Below are 23,083 nucleotides of genomic sequence, written 5' to 3'. Positions count from 1 at the left end.
CCCGGGAACGGCCTGAGGGGTCCGGTTCCACCCCCCACGGTGGAACCGGACCCCTCAGGAGTACCAGCGGCCGAACGGCCGCGCGCGTCACTCGCCCGACAGCACCTGCTGCGCCGCGGCCCGCGCCTCGTCGGCGGTGTCCGCGGCCCGGGCCGCCTCCGCCGCCCGCCGGCACTGCGCCAGCGTGTACTTGGCCAGCGTCGCCCGCACGTACGGGATCGACGCCGCGCCCATCGACAGGCTGGTGACGCCCAGGCCGGTCAGCACGCAGGCCAGCAGCGGGTCGGACGCCGCCTCGCCGCAGACGCCGCAGCTCTTCCCGGCCGCCTTCGCCGCGTCCGCGGACGCCGCGATCAGGTCCAGCAGCGCCGGCTGCCACGGGTCCTGCAGCCGCGCCAGCGCACCCACCTGCCGGTCGGCGGCGAACGCGTACTGCGCGAGGTCGTTGGTCCCCAGCGAGAGGAACTCGACCTCCTGCAGGATCGACCGGGCCCGCAGCGCGGCCGACGGGATCTCCACCATCGCGCCGTACTTCGCCCGCAGCCCGGCCGCGCGGCACGCCTCGGCGAACGCCCGGGCGTCCACCCGGTCGGCCACCATCGGCGCCATCACCTCGAGGTGGACCGGCAGCCCCTCGGCCGCCTTCGCCAGCGCGCGCAGCTGTGCGGCCAGCACCTCCGGGTGGTCCAGCAGGGTCCGCAGACCGCGCACGCCCAGCGCGGGGTTCGGCTCGTCCGCCGGGGTCAGGAAGTCGAGCGGCTTGTCCGCGCCCGCGTCCAGCACGCGCACCACCACGCGGCTCTCCGGGAACGCCTCCAGCACCGCGCGGTACGCCTCGACCTGCTTCTCCTCGCTCGGCGCCTTGGCCGAGTCGTCGAGGAACAGGAACTCCGTCCGGAACAGGCCGACGCCCTCGGCCCCGTTCTCCAGCGCCGCCGGGAGGTCCGCCGGGCCACCGACGTTCGCCAGCAGCGGCACCTTGTACCCGTCCGAGGTCTGCCCCGGACCGGAGGACGCCGCCAGCGCCGCCTTCCGCTCAGCCGCCTTCCGGCGCAGCTCGTCCTGCTTCTCGACCGCCGGCTCCAGCAGCACGTCGCCGGTCGAGCCGTCCACCGCCACCACGACGCCCTCGTCGACATCGGTCGCCCCGGGCAGCGCCACCACGGCCGGCACGCCCATCGCCCGCGCCAGGATCGCGCTGTGGCTGGTCGGCCCGCCCTCCTCGGTCACGAAGCCGAGCACCAGGGTCGGGTCCAGCAGCGCGGTGTCCGCCGGCGCCAGGTCCCGGGCGAACAGCACGTACGGCTCGTCGCTGTCCGGCACGCCCGGCATCGGCACGCCGAGCAGGCGCGCCACGATGCGGTTCCGCACGTCGTCCAGGTCCGCCACCCGGCCCGCCAGGTAGTCGCCCGCCGACGCCAGCAGGGCACGGTACGCCGCGAAGGCGTCGTAGACGCCGCGCTCGGCGCTGCTGCCCACCGCGATCCGGCGGTTGACGTCCGCGATCAGCTCCGGGTCCTGTGCCATCAGCGCCTGGGCCTCGAGGACCGCCTGGGCCTCGCCGCCGGCCAGGTTGCCGCGGGCGATCAGGTCCGCCGCGACCGCGTCGACCGCGGCCTGGGCCCGGGCCTGCTCGCGGGGCGCGTCCTCACCGGGGATCTGGGTGGCCGGCGGCTCCAGCGCCGCCGTGCCCATGTGCCGTACCTGGCCGATCGCGACCCCGTGGCTGACACCTACGCCTCGCAGCGTGCGTTCCATTGTCCGAGTTTTCCTTCTGCGTCGTCGGGGCGGTGGGGCCGGCTCAGTTCCAGGTGAAGAGCTCGCCGCCGGTGGCCACGTCACCGGTCTCGGCGACCGCGCCCAGCTGCTCGGCGGACGCCTCCAGCGCCACGATCGGCGAGATCGGCGACTTGCCGGCCGCCTCGACCGCGGCCGGGTTCCACTTGATCACCGGCTGGCCGCGCTTCACCTGGTCGCCCTTGTTGACCAGCAGTTCGAAGCCCTCGCCGTTCAGCTGCACGGTGTCGATCCCGAGGTGGGTCAGCACGCCGTGGCCGTCCGAGTCCATCACCACGAAGGCGTGCGGGTGCATCGACACGACCAGCCCGTCCACCGGAGCCACCGCCTCGGTGGGCTCGCGGACCGGGTCGATCGCAGTACCGGGGCCCACCATGGCGCCGGCGAAAACGGGGTCGGGCACGTTGGCGAGCCCGATGGCGCGACCGGCGAGCGGCGACGTCACAGTGGTCATGGTGGAGCCTCCCAGGTACGGAGTACAGCGCGTGTGGCTGCGGTAGCGGCCGGTACATCGACTGAGCCTAAATTATGCCAACTTCGGACATCTCGGGACATACCGCGATCGCGCCCGACCGGCCGTACGAGGCCTCCGCGCAGCGGCGCGTGTACGCACCGCCCCGCGCGGAGATCAAGATCCGCCCGTCGGGCCCGCAAGTGGACTAGACCACTTGGCCGACGCGCCGCACTCTACGGCATCCGGGCGGCCCCGACGATCCCCACCTCGCAGCTCAGCCACCCCGGGCGTCCCCCGTACGGGTGAAGTCGGGCGCGTCGCGTTTTGGCGCTGGGCCCGGAACCCGCTATCGTTGCTCAGGTCGCCGCGAGTCGGCGGTTAACAGAGCAAGTCCGGAACGTAAAGCCGCGGTCAACACCCGGTAAACGATCTGATAAGCTCGAATCACGAACGAAGCGCCCGGAGGGCCCGCTGGAAGGCGGTCCGAAGGAAGTGTCCGTTCCTTGAGAACTCAACAGCGTGCCAAAAGTCAACGCCAGATATGTTGACATCCCCGGCCCCGGATCGTTCCGGGGTTGGAGATTCCTTTTGAAGTAACACTAGCGAGGACGCAGTGCGCGGGGCCGCCTTATTCCGGTGGTTGCCGTGCCGCTCTTTCGTGAAAGCATTCACGGAGAGTTTGATCCTGGCTCAGGACGAACGCTGGCGGCGTGCTTAACACATGCAAGTCGAACGGTGAAGCCCTTCGGGGTGGATCAGTGGCGAACGGGTGAGTAACACGTGGGAAATCTGCCCTGCACTCCGGGACAAGCCTTGGAAACGAGGTCTAATACCGGATATGACCTTCCTCTGCATGGGGGTTGGTGGAAAGCTCCGGCGGTGCAGGATGATCCCGCGGCCTATCAGCTTGTTGGTGGGGTAATGGCCTACCAAGGCGACGACGGGTAGCCGGCCTGAGAGGGCGACCGGCCACACTGGGACTGAGACACGGCCCAGACTCCTACGGGAGGCAGCAGTGGGGAATATTGCACAATGGGCGAAAGCCTGATGCAGCGACGCCGCGTGAGGGATGACGGCCTTCGGGTTGTAAACCTCTTTCAGCAGGGAAGAAGCGCAAGTGACGGTACCTGCAGAAGAAGCACCGGCTAACTACGTGCCAGCAGCCGCGGTAATACGTAGGGTGCGAGCGTTGTCCGGAATTATTGGGCGTAAAGAGCTCGTAGGCGGCCTGTCGCGTCGGATGTGAAAGCCCGGGGCTTAACCCCGGGTCTGCATTTGATACGGGCAGGCTAGAGTGTGGTAGGGGAGATCGGAATTCCTGGTGTAGCGGTGAAATGCGCAGATATCAGGAGGAACACCGGTGGCGAAGGCGGATCTCTGGGCCATTACTGACGCTGAGGAGCGAAAGCGTGGGGAGCGAACAGGATTAGATACCCTGGTAGTCCACGCCGTAAACGTTGGGAACTAGGTGTTGGCGACATTCCACGTCGTCGGTGCCGCAGCTAACGCATTAAGTTCCCCGCCTGGGGAGTACGGCCGCAAGGCTAAAACTCAAAGGAATTGACGGGGGCCCGCACAAGCAGCGGAGCATGTGGCTTAATTCGACGCAACGCGAAGAACCTTACCAAGGCTTGACATACGCCGGAAACGTCCAGAGATGGGCGCCCCCTTGTGGTCGGTGTACAGGTGGTGCATGGTTGTCGTCAGCTCGTGTCGTGAGATGTTGGGTTAAGTCCCGCAACGAGCGCAACCCTTGTTCTGTGTTGCCAGCATGCCTTTCGGGGTGATGGGGACTCACAGGAGACTGCCGGGGTCAACTCGGAGGAAGGTGGGGACGACGTCAAATCATCATGCCCCTTATGTCTTGGGCTGCACACGTGCTACAATGGTCGGTACAAAGGGCTGCGATGCCGCGAGGCGGAGCGAATCCCAAAAAGCCGGCCTCAGTTCGGATTGGGGTCTGCAACTCGACCCCATGAAGTTGGAGTTGCTAGTAATCGCAGATCAGCATGCTGCGGTGAATACGTTCCCGGGCCTTGTACACACCGCCCGTCACGTCACGAAAGTCGGTAACACCCGAAGCCGGTGGCCTAACCCTTGGGAGGGAGCCGTCGAAGGTGGGACCAGCGATTGGGACGAAGTCGTAACAAGGTAGCCGTACCGGAAGGTGCGGCTGGATCACCTCCTTTCTAAGGAGCACACAGCAGCTTCGGACGAGTGTTCCGGAGTGCTCGCTCATGGGTGGAACGTTGACTATTCGGCATACACGGTGATGACCGTCAGTACTGCTCTTCGGGGCGTGGAACGCGGATCGGGGTCGGGTGTGTCGGGCACGTTGTTGGGTCCTGAGGGAACGGAAACGTTGTCTCAGTGCCGGTCTCACTTGAGGGTGCTTCAGGGCATTCGAGGGTGGGTGTCTGGTCGTTGTTTGAGAACTGCACAGTGGACGCGAGCATCTGTGGCCAAGTTTTTAAGGGCGCACGGTGGATGCCTTGGCACCAGGAACCGATGAAGGACGTGGGAGGCCGCGATAGGCCCCGGGGAGCTGTCAACCGAGCTTTGATCCGGGGGTGTCCGAATGGGGAAACCCGGCAGTCGTCATGGGCTGTCACCCATACCTGAACACATAGGGTATGTGGAGGGAACGCGGGGAAGTGAAACATCTCAGTACCCGCAGGAAGAGAAAACAACCGTGATTCCGGGAGTAGTGGCGAGCGAAACCGGATGAGGCTAAACCCAAGTGGTGTGAGACCCGGCAGGGGTTGCCGCTTGGGGGTCGTGGGTTTTTTCTGGATCGGTCTGCCGGCCGGTCGGCGAGTCAGAAACCGTATGGATAGTCGAAGGACATGCGAAAGGTCCGGCGTAGAGGGTAAGACCCCCGTAGGCGAAATCTGTACGGCTCGCTTGAAGAACACCCAAGTAGCACGGGGCCCGAGAAATCCCGTGTGAATCTGGCGGGACCACCCGCTAAGCCTAAATATTCCCTGGTGACCGATAGCGGATAGTACCGTGAGGGAATGGTGAAAAGTACCGCGGGAGCGGAGTGAAATAGTACCTGAAACCGTGTGCCTACAAGCCGTGGGGGCAGCCTTCGGGCTGTGACTGCGTGCCTTTTGAAGAATGAGCCTGCGAGTTTGCGGTGTGTAGCGAGGTTAACCCGTGTGGGGTAGCCGTAGCGAAAGCGAGTCCGAACAGGGCGATACAGTTGCATGCCCAAGACCCGAAGCGGAGTGATCTAGCCATGGGCAGGTTGAAGCGCGGGTAAGACCGCGTGGAGGACCGAACCCACCAGGGTTGAAAACCTGGGGGATGACCTGTGGTTAGGGGTGAAAGGCCAATCAAACTCCGTGATAGCTGGTTCTCCCCGAAATGCATTTAGGTGCAGCGTCGCGTGTTTCTTGCCGGAGGTAGAGCACTGGATAGGCGATGGGCCTCACCGGGTTACTGACCTTAGCCAAACTCCGAATGCCGGTAAGTGAGAGCGCGGCAGTGAGACTGTGGGGGATAAGCTCCATGGTCGAGAGGGAAACAGCCCAGAACACCGACTAAGGTCCCTAAGCGTGTGCTAAGTGGGAAAGGATGTGGAGTCGCAGAGACAACCAGGAGGTTGGCTTAGAAGCAGCCACCCTTGAAAGAGTGCGTAATAGCTCACTGGTCAAGTGATTCCGCGCCGACAATGTAGCGGGGCTCAAGTACACCACCGAAGTCGTGTCATTGCAGCAAGAGGGCCAACGCCTGCTGTGATGGGTAGGGGAGCGTCGTGTGCCGGGTGAAGCAGCGGAGGAATCCAGTTGTGGACGGTTCACGAGTGAGAATGCAGGCATGAGTAGCGATACAAGAGTGGGAAACTCTTGCGCCGATTGACCAAGGGTTCCTGGGTCAAGCTGATCTGCCCAGGGTAAGTCGGGACCTAAGGCGAGGCCGACAGGCGTAGTCGATGGACAACGGGTTGATATTCCCGTACCCGCTTTGAAGCGCCAACGTCGAACCAGGTGATGCTAAGGCCGTGAAGCCGGCCCGGAGTCTTCGGACGATGGGACGTGGTGGAGCCGCCGGTCCAAGTCTGTAGTAGGTGAGCGATGGGGTGACGCAGGAAGGTAGTCCAGCCCGGGCGGTGGTAGTCCCGGGGTAAGGGTGTAGGGCGTTGTGTAGGCAAATCCGCACAACACGAGCCTGAGACCTGATGCCGAGCCGATTGTGGTGAAGTGGATGATCCTATGCTGTCGAGAAAAGCCTCTAGCGAGTTTCATGGCGGCCCGTACCCCAAACCGACTCAGGTGGTCAGGTAGAGAATACCGAGGCGTTCGGGTGAACTGTGGTTAAGGAACTCGGCAAAATGCCCCCGTAACTTCGGGAGAAGGGGGGCCACGGCTGGTGAGGGGACGTGCTCCCTGAGCTGGTGGTGGCCGCAGAGACCAGCGAGAAGCGACTGTTTACTAAAAACACAGGTCCGTGCGAAGCCGTAAGGCGATGTATACGGACTGACGCCTGCCCGGTGCTGGAACGTTAAGGGGACCGGTTAGTCCGATTTCGGTCGGGCGAAGCTGAGAACTTAAGCGCCAGTAAACGGCGGTGGTAACTATAACCATCCTAAGGTAGCGAAATTCCTTGTCGGGTAAGTTCCGACCTGCACGAATGGCGTAACGACTTCTCGACTGTCTCAACCACAGGCCCGGTGAAATTGCATTACGAGTAAAGATGCTCGTTTCGCGCAGCAGGACGGAAAGACCCCGGGACCTTTACTATAGCTTGATATTGGTGTTCGGTTCGGCTTGTGTAGGATAGGTGGGAGACTGTGAATCCGTGACGCCAGTCATGGTGGAGTCGTCGTTGAAATACCACTCTGGTCGTGCTGGATGTCTAACCTGGGTCCGTGATCCGGATCAGGGACAGTGTCTGGTGGGTAGTTTAACTGGGGCGGTTGCCTCCTAAAGGGTAACGGAGGCGCCCAAAGGTTCCCTCAGCCTGGTTGGCAATCAGGTGTTGAGTGTAAGTGCACAAGGGAGCTTGACTGTGAGACCGACGGGTCGAGCAGGTACGAAAGTAGGGACTAGTGATCCGGCGGTGGCTTGTGGAAGCGCCGTCGCTCAACGGATAAAAGGTACCCCGGGGATAACAGGCTGATCTTCCCCAAGAGTCCATATCGACGGGATGGTTTGGCACCTCGATGTCGGCTCGTCGCATCCTGGGGCTGGAGTAGGTCCCAAGGGTTGGGCTGTTCGCCCATTAAAGCGGTACGCGAGCTGGGTTTAGAACGTCGTGAGACAGTTCGGTCCCTATCCGCTGTGCGCGTAGGAGTGTTGAGAAGGGCTGTCCCTAGTACGAGAGGACCGGGACGGACGAACCTCTGGTGTGCCAGTTGTCCTGCCAAGGGCATGGCTGGTTGGCTACGTTCGGGAGGGATAACCGCTGAAAGCATCTAAGCGGGAAGCCTGCTTCGAGATGAGCACTCCCACCTCCTTGAGAGGGTAAGGCTCCCAGTAGACGACTGGGTTGATAGGCCGGATATGGAAGCCCCGTGAGGGGTGGAGTTGACCGGTACTAATAGGCCGAGGGCTTGTCCTCAGTTGCTCGCGTCCACTGTGTTGGTTCTGAAACCACGACCCGCTCCGGCGGATCAGTTTCACCGTGTTTCGGTGGTCATAGCGTGAGGGAAACGCCCGGTTACATTCCGAACCCGGAAGCTAAGCCTCACAGCGCCGATGGTACTGCAGGGGGGACCCTGTGGGAGAGTAGGACGCCGCCGAACAATCATTCAGAAGAAGCCCCTGACCTTTACTGGTCAGGGGCTTCTTGTGTTGTATGGTCAATCCGCACACCTGCCGCACGTCACGTCACAGGAGGATCCTCAGGTGGAGGTCCAGGAGACACGAGTCCAGACCGACCGTGTCCTCACCATTCCGAACCTGCTGAGCATGGCTCGGCTGGTGGGCGTGCCGATCTTCCTCTGGCTGGTGTTGTGGCCGGTGTTCGGGGGGCCGACGAATGACGGCTGGGCGATCGTCATCCTGATGCTGAGCGGGGTCAGCGACTACCTGGACGGGAAGCTGGCTCGGCGCTGGGGGCAGATCAGCCGGCTGGGGCAGTTGCTGGACCCGGCGGCGGACCGGCTGTACATCGTGTCGACGCTGGTCGGCCTGACCTGGCGGGAGATCCTGCCGTGGTGGGTGACGGCGCTGCTGGTGGCGCGCGAGCTGTTCGTCGGCGTGGTGCTGCTTCGATTGAACCGGATCGGGTACGGGCCCTTGAACGTGAGTTTCCTGGGGAAGGCGGCCACGTTCAATCTGATGTACGCGTTTCCGCTTCTGCTGCTGGGGGTGGGGGAGGGCTGGGTCCACCGGGTGGCCGGCGTGGTGAGCTGGGCGTTCATCTGGTGGGGGACGACGCTGTACTGGTGGGCGGGCATCCTGTACGCGGTGCAGGCGCGGCAGATCGTGAAGGCGGAGCGCGCGGCCGCTGTTTGAGATCAGCCTGAGACGTTCCACACGACCTCCTCGGTGAGTCGGACGTTTTCATCCGGGTAGAGATGCTTCGGACCGGTTTGATGGATCCGCAGGGTTCACCACCGCGAAGGAGGACGCACCCGTAATGAAAGCCGTTGTGATGGCGGGCGGGGAAGGTACTCGACTCCGCCCGATGACCTCGAGCATGCCGAAGCCACTGCTTCCGGTCGCCAACAGGCCGATCATGGAGCACGTGCTGCGGCTGCTGAGGAAGCACGGCCTCACCGACACCGTGGTCACGGTGCAGTTCCTGGCGTCGCTCGTCAAGAACTACTTCGGTGACGGCGAAGACCTGGGAATGCATCTCACGTATGCCAATGAGGAAATCCCGCTCGGCACCGCGGGAAGTGTGAAGAACGCCGAGGACGCGCTCAAGGACGACTCGTTTCTGGTGATCTCCGGTGACGCGCTCACCGACTTCGACCTCTCCGACCTGATTGCTTTCCACCGGGAGAAGGGCGCGCTGGTCACGGTGTGCCTGACCCGGGTGCCCAATCCCTTGGAATTCGGCATCACGATCACGGACGACGAGGGCCGGGTCGAGCGCTTCCTGGAGAAGCCGACCTGGGGCCAGGTGTTCTCGGACACCGTGAACACCGGTATCTACGTGATGGAACCGGAGGTGTTCGGGTACGTCGCGGCCGGCGAGTCGGTCGACTGGTCGAGCGACGTGTTCCCGCAGTTGCTGAAGGAGGGCAAGCCGGTCTTCGGTTACGTGGCCGAGGGCTACTGGGAGGACGTGGGCACGCACGAGTCCTATGTGAAGGCGCAGGCGGACGTCCTCGACGGCAAGGTGCAGGTCGAGCTGGACGGGTTCGAGATCTCGCCGGGCGTGTGGGTGGCCGAGGGCGCGGAGGTCGACCCGGAGGCGGTCCTGCGCGGGCCGCTGTACATCGGTGACTACGCGAAGGTGGAGGCCGGCGTCGAGCTGCGGGAGCACACGGTGCTCGGCAGCAACGTGGTCGTGAAGCGCGGTGCGTTCCTGCACAAGGCGGTGATCCACGACAACGTGTACGTGGGGCCGCAGAGCAACCTGCGCGGCTGCGTGGTGGGCAAGAACACCGACGTGATGCGGGCGGCCCGGATCGACGACGGCGCGGTGATCGGTGACGAGTGCCTGATCGGCGAGGAGTCGATCATCTCGGGCAACGTCCGGGTCTACCCGTTCAAGACGATCGAGGCCGGCGCGTTCGTCAACACCTCGGTGATCTGGGAGTCGCGCGGGCAGGAGCACCTGTTCGGCGTGCGCGGCGTGTCCGGCATCCTGAACGTGGAGATCACGCCGGAGCTGGCGGTGCGGCTGGCGGGGGCGTACGCGACCACGCTGAAGAAGGGCGTCAGCGTCACCATCGCGCGTGACCACTCGCGTGGTGCGCGGGCGCTCAAGCGGGCGATGATCTCGGCGCTGCAGACCAGTGCGATCGACGTCCGCGACCTGGAGAACGTGCCGATGCCGGTGGCCCGGCAGGCGACCGCGCGCGGCAGTGCCGGCGGGATCTTCCTGCGGACCACGCCGGGTGTGGCCGACTCGCTGGACATCCTGTTCTTCGACGAACGCGGCGCGGACCTCTCGCAGGCCGGGCAGCGGAAGCTGGACCGGGTGTACTCGCGGCAGGAGTTCCGCCGGGCGTTCCCCGGTGAGATCGGCGACCTGCTGCACCCGTCGTCGGTGTTCGACTCGTACGCGGGCAACCTGCTCGGGGCGATCGACACCACGGGGGTGCGCGAGGCGGGCCTGAAGGTGGTCGTGGACGCGGCGCACGGCAGCGCGAGCCTCGTCCTGCCGAGCATCCTCGGCCGGTTGGGCGTGGAGGCGCTGACCGTGGACAGCGGCCTGGACGAGGCCCGGCCGACGGAGGACCGCGAGGAGCGGCGGGCGGCGCTGGCGCGGCTCGGCGAGTTGGTGGCCTCCTCGCGGGCGGCGTTCGGCGTGCGCTTCGATCCGGTGGGCGAGCGGGTGTCCTTCGTGGACGAGCTCGGCCGGGTGATCGGGGACGACCGGGCGCTGCTGGTGCTGCTGGACCTGGTGGCCGCGGAGCGGCGCAGCGGGCAGGTCGCCCTGCCGGTGACCACGACCCGGATCGCCGAGCAGGTCGCGGCGTACCACGGCACGCAGGTGATCTGGACGACGACCTCGCCCGACGACCTGGCGAAGGCCGCGGCGGCGGACGGCACCGTGTTCGGCGGTGACGGGCGCGGCGGGTTCGTGGTGCCGGAGTTCAGCGGGGTGCTGGACGGCGCCGCGGCGTTCGTGCGGCTGGTCGGCCTGGTGGCGCGGACCCAGCTCACCCTGAGCCAGATCGACGCGCGGATCCCGCAGGCGCACATCCAGCGCCGGGACATCGCGACGCCGTGGGCGGCGAAGGGCATGGTGATGCGCTCGGTGGTGGAGGCGGCCGGGAACCGGCGGCTCGACACCACGGACGGCGTGCGGGTGGTCGAGCCGGACGGGCGGTGGACGCTGGTGCTGCCGGACCCGGCGGAGGCGGTGACCCACCTGTGGGCGGAGGGCCCGGACGACGAGGCGGCGTCGCAGCTGCTGGACGAGTGGGCGGTGGTGGTCGACTCGGCCGGTCGCTGACCGGTCGCAGACCGTCCGGCGGGTGCCGGGGAGGCGTGGCCCAGGGCCACGCCTCCCCGGCACCTTCGTGTCGGTATGTTGCGATCCGTCGACGATCGGTTCGCCACCAGTAGGGGCAGGTCGTGGTCGGCGGCCGCGACGTGGGACGATGTCCCGCATGCCAGCAACATCGACGCCGGGTGACCAGAACGGGCGGTACAACCGCCCGGACGCCTCGATGTCCCTGCTGACCACGGTGATGGAGCACAGCCTCGACGACGGGTACGCCGAGGCGGCCAAGGCGAAGGGTTCGGCCGGGCCGTACCGGCTGCCCGGGACGTCCAGGGGCCGGCTGATGCTGGCGCTGGGCCTGGCGCTGGCGGCGACCGTGGTGACGGTGGGCGCGGTGAACACGCACGAGGCGGCGCCGGCCCTCGCGAAGGAGCGGGACGCGCTGATCCACCGGGTCAACGACGCGACCAGGGCGGCGGACCGGCTGCAGCACCAGGTCGAGGAGGACCGCGACAAGGTCGCCGCGGCGCAGCAGCAGGCGCTGCAGACGGGGGACGGCGGCCTGGCGGAGCTGGCCGCGCAGACCGGGACCGCGGCGATGACGGGCCCGGGCGTCAAGCTGGTGATAGAGGACGCGTCCGGCACGGGTGCGGGCGGCAACGTGAGCGACCCGCGCAACGCCGAGGGCTTCCGCAACAGCGGCCGGTTGAAGGACCACGACCTGCAGTACGTGGTGAACGGGCTGTGGCAGGCCGGTGCGGAGGGGATCTCGGTGAACGGGCAGCGGCTGACCGCGCTGTCGGCGATCCGGGCGGCCGGTGACGCGATCCTGGTCGACAACCGGCCGTTGGTGCCGCCGTACACGGTGCTGGCGATCGGGAACGGCCCGCAGCTGGCTGCCGGGTTCCAGGACAACCAGGGCGGCCGGTACCTGAAGATCATTCAGGACAGCTACGGGATCAAGTACGCGCTGTCGGTGCAGAAGAGCCTGACGCTGCCGGCGGCGCTGGGCGTGACCCTGCGCTGGGCCCAGCCCGTGGTGCCCACGCCGACCGCTTCGGCTTCGGCGTCCGCTTCGGCGTCCGTGTCGGCGGCGCCGAGCACGTCGGCCCCTCCCTCCCCTACCTCTACTCGGACAGGAGTCGCAACACCGTGATTGCCGTACTGGGTCTTGTGATCGGCGTGGTCGTCGGCCTGTTCGTCCAGCCCGAGGTGCCGGACGCCGTGGTGCCGTACCTGCCGATCGCGGTGGTGGCGGCGCTGGACGCGGTGTTCGGCGGTGTCAGGGCGATGCTGGACGGGATCTTCGACGACAAGGTCTTCGTGGTGTCGTTCCTGTCGAACGTCGTGGTGGCGGCGCTGATCGTGTTCCTGGGTGACCAGCTGGGCGTCGGGTCGCAGCTGTCGACCGGTGTGGTGGTCGTGCTGGGCATCCGGATCTTCTCCAACGCTGCGGCGATCCGCCGGCACGTGTTCAGGGCGTAGGGAGCGAGCCGTGGCGAACGAGGACAGGGACAAGGACAAGGGCGGGCGTCGGGAGCCCGAGGAACTGCCGGAGAAGGCCGCGCCCGAGTCGGTCGAGCCCGTGGAGCCCGAGGCGCCCGTGGGGCCGGCCGAGCCCGCGGAGCCCGAGGTGTCCGCGGAGCCCGGGGAACCGGTGGAGCGGGCCGAGGAACGGGCGGAGCCGGCCGCCGGGCCTGCTCAGCCCGCCGGGGCGGCGGTGCCGTCGGACGCGCGGCGGCGGATGCGGGCCGCGCTGTGGCCGCCGCGGGTGTCGCGGGGGCAGCTGGTGGTGGCGCTGCTGCTGTTCGCGCTGGGGCTGGGTCTGGCCATCCAGGTGCGCTCGACCAACGACCACGACCAGCTGCGCGGGGCGCGCCAGGAGGATCTGGTCCGCATCCTCGACGAACTGGACAGCCGCCAGCAGCGTCTCCAGCAGGAGAAGGCGCAGCTGGAGCAGTCCCTGGCGCAGTTGGAGAACAGTTCCAATCAGGCCAAGGAAGCTCAGGAGCAGACCAGGAAGAAGACGGCTGAACTGGGTGTTCTGGCAGGTACGGTGAAGGCGACGGGTCCGGGGATCGTGCTGACGATCGACGATCCCCAAGGGCAGGTGAAGGCGGATATGCTGCTGGACACGCTGCAGGAACTCCGAGCGGCGGGGGCGGAGGCGATTCAGATCAACGATGTGCGCGTGGTGGCCGGAACCTACTTCACCGACAACGCGTCGGGCGGGGTGCAGATCGACGGGAAGAACGTCGCACAGCCGTTCCGTTTCACCGTGATCGGGAATCCGCAGGATCTGACGCCCGCCCTGAACATTCCCGGTGGTGTGGTCCGCAGCCTGGAGAAGCAGCAGGCCAAGGCCACCATCAGTCAGCAGCAGAAGGTCGTCGTCGACGCGTTGGTCGCGCCGAAGCAGTTGCAGTACGGCAAGCCGGCGGCGAAGTGAGGGAACGGATTCCGCACGGATCGTCAGTTTCCTGCCGCCCCCGGTGGCGGGTCGCCGCCTACCGTCGGTCACACTGGGTCATACTGTCGGCTTCACCCTGCCCCGCGGGCGGGTCTGTCACACGCAAGGGGATTCGCCCGTGAGTTTTTTCGGGAAGCTGTTCGGACGTAGCAACCGCCAGTCGGCGGCCGTGGAGGCGCCGACCGCGCGACACCGCCGTGAGGACGAGGCCGGCGTGCCGGGGATGCGTCCGGCGCCGACGGGCGACCAGTACGAGGAGCGCCCGCTGTTCCGGGACGACAACGCGACCCAGGGCGCGGGCATCCCGACGGGTTCCTTCGACGCGTACGGCGCGTCGGTTGATTCGGCGGGCACCGCGCGCATAGGTTTCGCGTCAGGACCCTCAACCTCGGGTGGAGGGTTTGCCCCGGATCCCTACGCCGGGCACGTCCAGTCGGGTGTGCCGCGCCAGGAGGCTGTGAACATGGCTGGGACGAGCCTGTGCCCGCGGTGCGGGCACCAGAGCCCGGCGACGGCCCGTTTCTGCTCCAACTGCGGCACCGCCCTGCGCGGCCTGCCGGAGGGCGCGGCCGAGACCACCTCGACCATTTCGATCTCCGGGATCGAGTCGTACGACCCGAACGCGACCTCGGCCGGCAACACCGGTGCCACGCCGGCGCTGTCCGCCGAGGTGATGGCGGCGATCGACGCCCTGCCGCCGGGTTCGGCGCTGCTGATCGTGCTGCGCGGCCCGAACGCGGGCAGCCGGTTCCTGCTGGACTCGGACAAGACCACGGCCGGTCGTCACCCGCAGGGTGACATCTTCCTGGACGACGTCACGGTCTCCCGCAAGCACGTGGAGTTCCGGCGGCAGGCGGGCGGCGGCTTCTCGGTGGCGGACGTGGGCAGCCTCAACGGCACCTACGTCAACCGGGAGCGGATCGACGAGGTCGTGCTGAACAACGGCGACGAGGTGCAGATCGGCAAGTACCGCCTGGTGTACTTCGCCGGCCACCACCGGGGGTACTAGTCCACGACTTCGGCGGGAGCCCGCGTGACCCCACAGACACCCACCTCCCTCGGTGCTCCGCCCGTGCCGGCCTCCCGCCGTGCGGGTGAGGCCCGGCGGCGCGGTGACGAACTGCTCTCCATCGGTGCGGTCCTGGCCCACCTGCGGGACGACTTCCCCGAGGTGACCATCTCCAAGATCCGCTTCCTGGAGGCGGAGGGCCTGGTCGAGCCGCAGCGCACCCCGTCGGGCTACCGCAAGTTCAGCCCGGCGGACGTGGAGCGGCTGGCGTACGTGCTGCGCATGCAGCGCGACCACTACCTGCCGCTGCGGGTGATCAGGGAGCACCTGGACGCGATGGAGCGCGGGGAGGCGCCGCCGGCGCTGCCCCCCGCGGAGGCCCGGCCGGGCCCGCTGGAGGAGGCGGACCGCGAGCTGGTCGCGGCCTCCGGGGCGTCGGCCGGGGTGCGGCTGGGCCGGGCGGAGCTGATCGCCGCGGCCGAGTCGGGCGAGGCCGAGCTGGTCGAGTGGGAGTCGTACGGGCTGGTCACGGCCGGGCCGGACGGCGGCTACGACGGCGAGGCGCTGCAGATCGCCCGGTTGGTGGCGGAGCTCGGCCGGTACGGGCTGGAGCCGCGGCACCTGCGCGCGATGAAGGCGGCCGCCGACCGGGAGGTCGCCCTGGTGGAGCAGGTGGTGGCGCCGCTGCGCCGGCACCGCAACCCGCAGACCCGGGCGCACGCCGAGGCGACGGCGCGGGAACTGGCCACCCTGTCGGTGCGGCTGCACGCGGCGATGGTGCAGGCAGGGCTGCGTGCGCGGCCCTGAGGCGGCCGCCGGGACGACCGGCTGCGCTTTCATATCGGCTCCGAGGGCCATAGGGTTGCCAGTGTGAATGAGCTCGACGTCGTGGGTGTCCGGGTGGAGATGCCTTCCAACCAGCCGATCGTGCTGCTGCGGGAGGTCGGGGGCGATCGGTACCTGCCGATCTGGATCGGCCCCGGCGAGGCGACCGCGATCGCCTTCGCCCAGCAGGGGATGACGCCGGTGCGCCCGCTGACGCACGACCTCTTCAAGGACGTGCTGGACGCGCTCGGCCACCAGCTCACCGAGGTGCGGATCAGCGAACTGCGGGACGGCGTGTTCTACGCGGAGCTGGTCTTCGCCGGCGGGGTGGAGGTCAGTGCCCGGCCGTCGGACGCGATAGCGCTGGCGCTGCGCACCGGCACGCCGATCTTCGGTGCCGAGGACGTGCTGGCGGAGGCGGGCATCTCGATCCCCGACGAGCAGGAGGACGAGGTGGAGAAGTTCCGCGAGTTCCTCGACCAGGTCTCGCCGGAGGACTTCGGGGGCGGCCCGCAGTAGTCGCCGTGTCGCGACCGTCAGCCGTGACCCCTTAGTGCTGCGGGCGGGGCACCGCAAGTCGCGAAGGCCGAAATTGTGGGCGTCTACCCGCACTTGGGGCACGAAAAACCACCCTCGCGAGTGACATTGTCGGAGAGCGTCGGCGTGGCGATCGTTGACGGTCTACGAGTGACTGCCTACCGTCAGGTGATGGCTCCGGCAGACGGGCCACCGGGCCCGGGCCCGCGGGAGTAGTGGACGGAGGGTCGGCGATGGTCGGCAGCGGCGACGAGACGGCCTCGGGCGGCCTGTGCGCCGTGCATGTGCCGCGTGCCGGCCGGGGGCTGATCGGGCGTCCGTGGAGCCCGGAGCCGGCCGAGGAGCCGGAGCTGCCCCGGGTGGGCCGCTTCCCCGCGGTGCAGGCCGAGGCGCCGGCGATCGAGCGGTTGGCGCCGACCTCGGCGCTGGTCGGCTACCGCGGCCCGACCGCGTGCGCGGCCGCCGGCATCACCTACCGCCAACTCGACTACTGGGCCCGCACCGGCCTGCTGGAGCCGAGCGTCCGCTCGGTGTACGCGGCGGGCGCGCAGCGGCTGTACAGCTTCCGCGACATCCTGCTGCTGAAGATCGTGAAGCGGCTGCTGGACGCCGGCGTGTCGCTGCAGAACATCCGGGTGGCGGTCACCCACCTGCAGCAGGCCGAGCAGGCGGACCTGGCCGGGATGACCCTGATGTGCGACGGCGCGACGGTCTACGAGTGCACCTCGCCGCAGCAGGTGGTCGACCTGCTGGGCGGCGGGCAGGGCGTGTTCGGGATCGGCGTCGGCGCGGTGTGGCAGGAGCTGGAGGCGGCGCTGAGCCGGCTGCACGCGGAGCGCACCGACACCGGCGAGACGGTGGTCGGCCACGACCCGGCGGACGAGCTGGCGCAGCGCCGCAACCGCGCGGGATAGCCGCAACCGTTCGGCGGCCGGAGTCGTCGGGGCTGGTGTGAGGATCACTGGGGTGGTGCGGCGTCGGGCCGGGCAGGTGCGGCGGGCGGCGTGGTGGCTGGTCAGGTGGCGTCCGGCGGGGCCGGCCGGCCGGCGGGGTCAGCGGCGCTGGTTCCAGGCCGTGGTGGCGCTGAGCGCGCTGGCGCTGGCGCCGAGCGCCTGGCTGTGGTCCGGTTCGGACGGCCGGGTGGGGACGGTGGAGAGCGCGCCGCAGGCGCCGGTCGCGGTGGTCTTCGGCGCGGGGCTGTTCGGCACCGAGCCGTCGCCGTACCTGGCGCACCGGCTGGACGCGGCGCTGGAGCTGTACCGGCAGCACAAGGTCCGGGCGATCCTGGTGACCGGCGACAACGGCCGCACCGACTACGACGAGACCGACACGATGCGCGGCTACCTGATCGACCGGGGCGTGCCCGCGGTGAAGGTGGTCGGCGACTACGCGGGCTTCGACACCTGGGACTCCTGCACCCGGGCGCGCCGGATCTTCGGCGTGGACCGGGCGCTGCTGGTCAGCCAGACCTTCCACGTGCGCCGGGCGCTGGCGCTGTGCGAGGCGGCCGGCATCGACTCGTACGGCGTCGGGGTGGAGGAGTGGCACGACATCACCTGGTACTACGGGGGGTTCCGGGAGATCCCCGGTGCCGGCAAGGCGCTGCTGAACACGGTGCTCCGCAGCGACCCGACGTTCCTCGGGCCGCACGAGGACGGGATCAGCCGGGCGCTGGAGCAGTAGCCGGGCGGGCGGCGCGGGTGGGCGGCCGGCGGAACGGGCCGGGGCCCTTGACGGTGCGCAGCACCGGGGCGCTCTCCACCCGGTCGACGGCGTCGAGGGCGGCGATCCGGGTGGTCAGGTAGGTGTAGACGGACCGCACGTCGGGGCAGAGCAGCACGGCGTGCAGGTTGGTGGGGCCGGTGGTGGCGCAGACGAAGGCGAGCTCGGGGTGGGCGGCCAGCGCCTCGCCGGTGGCGGCCAGCCGGGAGGGCGGGACGGACAGCCACAGCAGGGCGGTGGTGCGCAGGCCGAACACCCGCCAGTCCAGGTCGAGGTCGTAGTAGAGGGCGCCGTGCCGCTCCAGTTCGTCCATCCGGCGGCGGACGGTGGCGGCGGACCAGCCGGTGGCGGCGGCCAGGTCGGTGAGGTTGGCCCGGCCGTCGACGGCCAGTGCGTCCAGCAGCCGGCGGTCCGTGCGCTCCAGGACGGGCGGGGGGCCGGTGGGGGCGGGTGCTTCGTCCAGCAGCAGGGCGACCTGCTCGGCGGTGAGCGCGCCGGACTTGATCGCCAGGCCCTGCGCGCCGCCGAAGAAGGTGTGGATCACGCACTGGGCGGTCACCCCGACCACGCTCGGGGTGCGCGGCAGCCGTTGCAGGAGCAGGGTGCCGTCCTGCTGGTCGGGGTGGAAGCGGGTGCCGCAGTTGATCTCGGTGCCGCCGGCGCTCAGGCCGACCCAGGTGGTGTCCTCGCGGCGGGCCAGCGCCTCGGCGAGGGCGCCGGCCGCGTCCGGGGTGCACTGCACCCGGAGCAGCCAGCGCTCCTCGCCCAGGGCGTGCGGCGCGGAGAGGCCGAGCACCCGCAGCGCGCCCGTGCCGACCAGGCGGGCGTATCGGCGGGCCACCGTCTGGTCGGAGACGCCCAGGGCGCGGGCGATCCGGCTGAACGGGGCGCGGCCGTTCAGTTGGAGGGCGTGCGCGAGCTGCCGGTCCAGGAGGTCGTAGCTGTCGGATTCCACGGGGAGAAGGCTAGTGGGTGTCGGAATCCTACGGAATCCGGCGGGCGGGTGGGGGTTCGACGGGCGGGGGCGCGATGGTGTGGAGGAATTCCTACGACCCACCGGAGGCCCCGCCATGCGCACGTGGATCCCCCTGGCCGCGATCAGCCTGGGGGCGTTCATGCTGCTGGTCGACGTCAGCATCGTGAACGTCGCCCTGCCGCAGATGTCCGCCGACCTCGACTCCTCGTTCACCGCCCTGCAGTGGGTGGTCGACGTGTACGCCCTGGTGCTGGCCGCGCTGCTGATGGCGCTCGGCTCGCTCGGCGACCGGGTCGGCCACCGCCGGCTGTACCTGCTGGGGCTGGTGGTCTTCGCCGCCGCCTCGCTCGGCTGCGCGCTGGCCCCGGGCACCGGGACGCTGATCGCGGCCCGCGCCGCGCAGGGCGTCGGCGGGGCCGCCATGATGACCTCCACCACCGCGCTGATCGGCGCCGCGTACCGCGGGCGCGAGCGCGGTGTGGCCTTCGGCGTGTGGGGCGCGGTCAACGGCGCCGCGGCGGCGGTCGGGCCGGTGCTCGGCGGGCTGCTCACCGACGGCTTCGGCTGGCGGTCGATCTTCCTGGTGAACGTGCCGGTCGCGGCGGCCGCGGTGCTGCTGACCCGGGCGACCGTCCCCGCGCAGGCGTCGCGGGCCGGCGGCGGTCGCTTCGACCTGGCGGGCGCGGCGCTGTTCACCGGGTTCGGCGCGGCGCTGGTGTACGGCCTGATCGAGAGCGGCGAGCGCGGCTGGGACAGCCCGCGGGTGCTCGTCCCGCTGGCCGGCGCCGCACTGGCGCTGGCCGGGTTCGTCCTGGTCGAGCGGCGGGCGGAGCGGCCGCTGCTGGACCTGGCGCTGCTGCGCAACCGCGGTTTCCTCGGCCTGACGCTGGGCGGCCTGCTGCTGACGGCCGGCGCGTTCGCGCAGCTCACCTACACCTCGCTGTGGCTGCAGCAGGTGCTCGGCCTCGGGCCGCTGGGGGCGGGGCTCGTGGTGTGCCCGCTGGCGGCGTCGGCGTTCGTGGTGGCGCCGCTCGGCGCCCGGCTCTTCCCGCAGGCCGCGCCGCGGCGGCCGGTCGGGTACGGGCTGCTGCTGATCGGCGCCGGGACGCTGGTGCTCCGCCTGGTCGGCCCGGGTTCGGGCTGGGCGGTGCTGGTGCCGGGCCTGCTGGTCACCGGTGTCGGGGTCGGGCTGGCGACGCCCTCGCTGATGTCCGGTGCGCTGGCGGCGGTGGAGCCGCAGCGGGCCGGCATGGCGGCCGGGGTGGTCAGCACCGGGCGGCAGCTCGGCTTCGCGCTCGGGATCGCGGTGCTCGGCACGGTCTTCCAGGACCGGCTGCGGGACTTCGCCGGGGCCGTCGACCCGCACGTGGCGTTCGCGGCCGGGCTGGACCGGGTCTACCTGGTCGCGGGCTGCGCGGGTCTGGCGGCCGGGGTGCTGGTCCTGGCGACCGTCCGCCCGGCCGCCGGGGCGGCCGCGGCCACCTCGACGGCCGCGGTCGGAGCGGGTGGAGCGGGCGGGGTCGGGACGGGCGGCGTCGGGGCGGGCAGCGCGCGCTGACCGGCCGGGCGGGCGGGTACGGCGCTCTGTCGTACCCGTGCGCGATGATCGACGGGTGCGGACCGTGCCGAGCATCATCCACCTCGACATGGACGCCTTCTTCGCCGCGGTGGAGCAGGCGTCCAAGCCGAGCCTGCGCGGGAAGCCGGTCGTCGTCGGCGGCCTCGGCGGGCGCGGCGTGGTCTCCACCGCCTCGTACGAGGCGCGCAGGTTCGGGGTGCACTCGGCGATGCCGATGGCGCAGGCCCGCCGGCTCTGCCCGAACGCGGCCTTCCTCACCGGTCGCTTCGAGGCGTACCGGCGCAACAGCGAGATCGTGATGGCCCTGCTGCGCGAGCGCTCCCCGCTGGTCGAGCCGCTCAGCCTGGACGAGGCGTTCGTCGACCTGGAGGCCGGGCCGTACGGTCCGGCGCTGCGCGACGCCGGGCCCGGCGAGGGCGCGCAGCTGGTGCTGGCGGTCGCCGAGGACCTGCGGGCCGACATCGTCGAGCACACCGGGCTGACCGCCTCGGTCGGCGCGGCCGGGTCCAAGCTGATGGCGAAGATCGCCTCCGAGCAGGCGAAGCCGGACGGGCTGGTGCTGGTCGGCATCGGCACCGAGCGGGACGTGCTCAGCCCGATGCCGGTGCGGGCCCTGCCCGGCATCGGCCCGGCCACCGAGCAGGCGCTGCGCCGCGCCGGGCTGGCCACGGTCGCCGACCTCGCCGCCGCCGGGCCGGAGGAGCTGGTGCGGCTGCTCGGGCGGGCGCACGGCGCGGGCGTCCACGCGATGGCGCTCGGCCTCGACGACCGGCCGGTGGTGCCCGACCGGGACGCCAAGTCGGTGTCGGTGGAGGACACCTTCGAGGTCGACCTGGCCGACCGGGACCGGATCCTGCGCGAGATCGACCAGTTGGCGGCGCGCTGCGTGCGGCGGCTGCACGCCACCGGGCGCTCCGGGCGGACGGTGGTGCTCAAGGTGCGGCGCTTCGACTTCTCCACGCTGACCCGCTCGGAGACGCTGCGCGGGCCGACCGACGACGAGGAGGTGATCGCCTCGACCGCCCGGCGGCTGGCCCTGCAGGTGGACGTCACCGGCGGGGTGCGGCTGCTCGGCGTCGGCGTCTCGCAGCTCGCCGACTTCACCCAGGAGGACCTGTTCGCCCAGCTGGAGCGGGCCGAGCGCGCCGAGCGGGAGGAACGCGAGGAGAGCGAGCCGGAGCCGGCGGTCGCGGCGGCGGTCGAGGAGCCGCCGGCGGCCCGCCGCTGGTGGCCGGGCCAGGACGTCACCCACGCGGAGCTCGGCCCCGGCTGGGTGCAGGGCAGCGGCGTCGGCCGGGTCACCGTCCGCTTCGAGACCCCGGACGGCCCGCCCGGCCGGGTGCGCACCTTCGCCGTCGACGACCCCGAGCTGGAGCCTTCGGGCCCGCTGCCGCTGCGGCCTGGTGTTGAATGACCCGCATCGTTCGTTGATCGGGGGGCCGGTGCGTCGTCGACAGGTGCTGATCGGATCCGGGTTCGGGGCGGCCGCGCTGCTCGGGGCCGGGACCGGGGTGCGGTGGTGGCGGGAGCGGGAGTTCCGGCTCCAATCCGCGGCGAGGGACGCCGAGGTGAAGGTCGAGACGGACCTGGCGCCGGTGAAGAGGCTCATGCCGCAGCTCGGCCCGGTCGTGTCGGCCCACTGGACGCTCTGGTCGTCGGCCCTCCCCGGGGACCGGCTGCCGATGGGGCCGATCGACGCGTACTTCCACGGGTTCGTGCAGGTGGCGGCCGGGCAGGTGGCACGGCTGCTCGACGGCCACGGGACGGCGGCGACCGCGCTGCCCCGGGTGTCGAAGCTCCTGGAGCCGTTCGTCCCCGCCGGCGGGTCCTGGGTGCGCAGCGAGGAGCTCGACCGGCGGCTGCTGACGGCCCGGGGTTCGGAGCTGTTCTTCGACCGCGGGGCGGACCTGGTGTACGTGAGCGCGCACAACCTCTTCGACCCGGACATGGAGCACGTCGGGACCGGTCCGGACGGCAAGGCGACCACGACGCCCCCGTCGCAGTACCCCGTTCAGCCGTGAGGTCCGCCGGAAGGAGGGTCATGCGCCGTCGGGTGTTCCTGGGGGTCGGCGCGGGTGCGGTGGCTGCCCTGGCCTCGGGCGCGGGGTGGGTCCGTTGGTCGATCGAGGACGCTGCCGCGCAGGCCGTCGAGGACGAGAAGCGGGTCCACGAGGGGCTCACGGACGAGCGGCTGGGCAAGGCCCTGGCCCGGTTCGGGCCGGTGGTGGCCGCGCACTGGACGGCCGAGGGCACCGGTCACCGGGCGCTCGGCCCGAAGGAGGAGTACGTCCAGGCGTTCCTGGAGCTGGAGCCGGGCGGGGTGGCGCGGGTGCTCGGCCCGTACCGGACCGGGCCGGTGGCCCTGCCGCCGGTACGGACCTCGCCGGAGGCCCGGGACCACTGGGAGGAGATCCCTGCACCGCTGGCCGCGTTCGCCCCGGTGGGCGCGGAGTGGGTCGGGTCGAAGGAGCTCACGGCGGCCCTGGTGCGTGCGGGCAAGGCGACCGTGCTCTTCGACCGGGCCTCCGACACGGTCTACCTGATGGCCGCGCAGCTGGACGTGCCGCCCGCCGGCTGAGACCGGGAACGGCAACGGCCCCGCACCTGGTCCAGAGGTGCGGGGCCGGTTGTCGGCCGGG

Annotated in this window: 17 protein-coding genes and 3 rRNA genes; 17 read left to right on the top strand and 3 right to left on the bottom strand. The window is 69.6% G+C overall.

Annotated features, from left to right (window positions below):
- Positions 1-87 precede the first annotated feature (87 nt).
- Positions 88-1,758, bottom strand: a complete 1,671-nt coding sequence (gene ptsP / locus ABEB06_RS07980; RefSeq protein WP_345696100.1) for a phosphoenolpyruvate--protein phosphotransferase — start codon at positions 1,756-1,758, stop codon at positions 88-90.
- Between the two features lie 43 nt (positions 1,759-1,801).
- Complete coding sequence (locus tag ABEB06_RS07975) at positions 1,802-2,251, bottom strand: PTS sugar transporter subunit IIA (RefSeq protein ID WP_345696099.1); 450 nt, start codon at positions 2,249-2,251, stop codon at positions 1,802-1,804.
- Between the two features lie 667 nt (positions 2,252-2,918).
- Here ABEB06_RS07975 and ABEB06_RS07970 point away from each other — a divergent pair.
- The 13 genes from ABEB06_RS07970 (at position 2,919) to ABEB06_RS07910 (ending at position 17,850) form a co-directional block, all read left to right on the top strand.
- Positions 2,919-4,440, top strand: a 16S ribosomal RNA gene (locus tag ABEB06_RS07970).
- A 271-nt stretch (positions 4,441-4,711) separates the two neighbouring features.
- A 23S ribosomal RNA gene (locus tag ABEB06_RS07965) occupies positions 4,712-7,816 on the top strand.
- Between the two features lie 67 nt (positions 7,817-7,883).
- Positions 7,884-8,000 (top strand): 5S ribosomal RNA (gene rrf / locus ABEB06_RS07960).
- Together the 16S, 23S and 5S rRNA genes form the textbook arrangement of a ribosomal RNA operon.
- Before the next feature lie 103 nt (positions 8,001-8,103).
- A complete protein-coding gene (gene clsA, locus ABEB06_RS07955; protein WP_345696098.1) occupies positions 8,104-8,715 on the top strand; it encodes a cardiolipin synthase ClsA in 612 nt (203 codons plus the stop codon).
- A gap of 124 nt (positions 8,716-8,839) precedes the next feature.
- Positions 8,840-11,335 carry a sugar phosphate nucleotidyltransferase gene (locus ABEB06_RS07950; protein WP_345696097.1) on the top strand — a complete coding sequence of 832 codons (2,496 nt, stop codon included), beginning with the start codon at positions 8,840-8,842 and terminating at the stop codon, positions 11,333-11,335.
- A 157-nt stretch (positions 11,336-11,492) separates the two neighbouring features.
- Complete coding sequence (locus tag ABEB06_RS07945; protein ID WP_345696096.1) at positions 11,493-12,482, top strand: DUF881 domain-containing protein; 990 nt, start codon at positions 11,493-11,495, stop codon at positions 12,480-12,482.
- On the top strand, positions 12,479-12,811 hold the full coding sequence (locus ABEB06_RS07940; protein WP_073927316.1) for a small basic family protein: 333 nt from the start codon (positions 12,479-12,481) through the stop codon (positions 12,809-12,811). Before ABEB06_RS07945 ends, ABEB06_RS07940 begins: the two co-directional genes overlap by 4 nt.
- 10 nt (positions 12,812-12,821) lie before the next feature.
- Complete coding sequence (locus ABEB06_RS07935) at positions 12,822-13,775, top strand: DUF881 domain-containing protein (RefSeq protein ID WP_345696095.1); 954 nt, start codon at positions 12,822-12,824, stop codon at positions 13,773-13,775.
- A gap of 139 nt (positions 13,776-13,914) precedes the next feature.
- Complete coding sequence (locus ABEB06_RS07930) at positions 13,915-14,805, top strand: double zinc ribbon and FHA domain-containing protein (protein WP_345696094.1); 891 nt, start codon at positions 13,915-13,917, stop codon at positions 14,803-14,805.
- Between the two features lie 63 nt (positions 14,806-14,868).
- The gene (ftsR, locus tag ABEB06_RS07925; protein WP_345701766.1) at positions 14,869-15,612 is read left to right on the top strand and encodes a transcriptional regulator FtsR; all 744 of its coding nucleotides are present in this window, start codon (positions 14,869-14,871) and stop codon (positions 15,610-15,612) included.
- Between the two features lie 63 nt (positions 15,613-15,675).
- A complete protein-coding gene (locus tag ABEB06_RS07920; protein ID WP_345696093.1) occupies positions 15,676-16,149 on the top strand; it encodes a bifunctional nuclease family protein in 474 nt (157 codons plus the stop codon).
- Positions 16,150-16,400: 251 nt separating this feature from the next.
- The gene (locus ABEB06_RS07915) at positions 16,401-17,081 is read left to right on the top strand and encodes a MerR family transcriptional regulator (protein ID WP_345696092.1); all 681 of its coding nucleotides are present in this window, start codon (positions 16,401-16,403) and stop codon (positions 17,079-17,081) included.
- Positions 17,082-17,136: 55 nt separating this feature from the next.
- Positions 17,137-17,850 carry a SanA/YdcF family protein gene (locus ABEB06_RS07910; protein WP_425559765.1) on the top strand — a complete coding sequence of 238 codons (714 nt, stop codon included), beginning with the start codon at positions 17,137-17,139 and terminating at the stop codon, positions 17,848-17,850.
- On the opposite strand, the gene ABEB06_RS07905 is transcribed toward ABEB06_RS07910, so the two are convergent.
- The gene (locus tag ABEB06_RS07905) at positions 17,828-18,844 is read right to left on the bottom strand and encodes an AsnC family transcriptional regulator (RefSeq protein ID WP_345696091.1); all 1,017 of its coding nucleotides are present in this window, start codon (positions 18,842-18,844) and stop codon (positions 17,828-17,830) included. The two genes, ABEB06_RS07910 and ABEB06_RS07905, sit on opposite strands and share 23 nt — an antisense overlap.
- Positions 18,845-18,959: 115 nt before the next feature.
- Between ABEB06_RS07905 and ABEB06_RS07900 the strand changes: the two genes are divergently transcribed.
- Genes ABEB06_RS07900 through ABEB06_RS07885 form a run of 4 tightly spaced genes read left to right on the top strand, consistent with a single transcriptional unit; the run spans position 18,960 to position 23,022 of the window.
- Entirely contained in the window at positions 18,960-20,423 is a 1,464-nt protein-coding gene (locus tag ABEB06_RS07900; protein ID WP_345696090.1) for an MFS transporter, read from the top strand.
- Positions 20,424-20,478: 55 nt separating this feature from the next.
- Positions 20,479-21,858 (top strand): DNA polymerase IV, encoded by a 1,380-nt coding sequence (locus tag ABEB06_RS07895; RefSeq protein ID WP_345701764.1) that lies wholly within the window; start codon positions 20,479-20,481, stop codon positions 21,856-21,858.
- A gap of 43 nt (positions 21,859-21,901) precedes the next feature.
- A complete protein-coding gene (locus ABEB06_RS07890) occupies positions 21,902-22,465 on the top strand; it encodes a hypothetical protein (protein ID WP_345696089.1) in 564 nt (187 codons plus the stop codon).
- A 20-nt stretch (positions 22,466-22,485) separates the two neighbouring features.
- Positions 22,486-23,022 (top strand): hypothetical protein, encoded by a 537-nt coding sequence (locus tag ABEB06_RS07885; RefSeq protein WP_345696088.1) that lies wholly within the window; start codon positions 22,486-22,488, stop codon positions 23,020-23,022.
- Positions 23,023-23,083: the final 61 nt, after the last annotated feature.

The sequence above is a fragment of the Kitasatospora terrestris genome (genome assembly GCF_039542905.1).
In the GTDB taxonomy this organism is placed as follows: Bacteria; Actinomycetota; Actinomycetes; order Streptomycetales; family Streptomycetaceae; genus Kitasatospora; species Kitasatospora terrestris.
This window is presented reverse-complemented; position numbering and strand designations above follow the sequence as displayed.